This is a genomic window from Vibrio sp. YT-15 (genome assembly GCF_033337445.1).
GTDB lineage: Bacteria > Pseudomonadota > Gammaproteobacteria > Enterobacterales > Vibrionaceae > Vibrio > Vibrio alginolyticus.
In genome coordinates this window covers 1-1,109 of sequence record NZ_JAWOQR010000146.1, presented here as the reverse complement: position 1 = coordinate 1,109, position 1,109 = coordinate 1, and the positions used below count along the sequence as shown (strand labels likewise).

Genomic DNA, 1,109 nt, shown 5'->3' with positions numbered 1-1,109 from the left:
TTTTTGTTGCTGTTTATTTAGAAAGGTTAAAGTGCGCCACTTAAAAGTCGCGCAGTCGAATTACTTCGCGCTTTCTTCTTCCATTTGAGCGTTATCAACCACGTGGTTTTCACCAAGGTCGTGTGGCAGCACTAGGTTAAGAAGGATTGCCACGATACCACATAGGCTTACACCTTGTAGGCTGAACTCGCCGATACCGAAAGCCATACCACCGATACCAAATACCAGTGTTACTGCAACGATCACTAGGTTCCGAGACTTGTGTAGATCAACGTTGTTCTTAATCAGCGTATTCAAACCGACGGTTGCGATAGAACCGAACAGAAGAATCATGATGCCGCCCATTACTGGCACAGGAATGGTTTGCAGAATCGCACCTAGCTTACCTACCAGCGCAAGAACAATAGCGGTAATGGCAGCCCAAGTCATGATTACAGGGTTGAAAGCTTTGGTCAGCATTACCGCGCCTGTTACTTCACTGTAAGTAGTGTTTGGCGGCGCACCAACCATTGATGCTGCAATTGTCGCGATTCCGTCACCCGCGATAGTGCGGTGTAGGCCTGGTTTCTTCAGGTAGTTTTTACCCGTTACATTTGAGATAGCCAACATGTCACCCACGTGCTCTACCGCAGGAGCGATTGCAACTGGGATCATGAATAGAATCGCGTTGATGTTGAACTCAGGCATGGTGAAGTTGGGCATTGCAAGCCAAGCTGCTTGAGCCACAGGTGTAAAGTCAACCACACCATAGAATAGGGATACTGAATAGCCCGCCAAAATACCACCCACGATAGGAACCAGTTTTAGGAACCCTTTTGCGAACACGCTAAGTGCAATTGTCGTTAGCAGTGAAACAGCAGAGATAATGACCGCAGCATCGCCATTTACTAACTGAACCGCACCGTCGCCCGTTTTACCTACCGCCATGTTGACTGCCGTTGGCGCAAGGCCAAGGCCGATAACCATGATCACTGGGCCAACTACAACCGGTGGCAAAATCTTATGGATAAACCCTACACCACGCACTTTGATCATCGCGCCAAGTGCAACGTAAACCAAACCTGCCGCCATCAAGCCACCCATAGTTGCACCAATACCCCAAGTTTGGA

Annotated in this window: 1 protein-coding gene; it reads right to left on the bottom strand. The window is 48.7% G+C overall.

Annotated elements, in window-relative coordinates; all coding sequences use genetic code 11:
- Positions 1–60: 60 nt before the first annotated feature.
- On the bottom strand, positions 61–1,109 hold a 1,049-nt coding region (locus R7D93_RS25905; RefSeq protein ID WP_318129633.1), incomplete at its 5' end, for a uracil-xanthine permease family protein.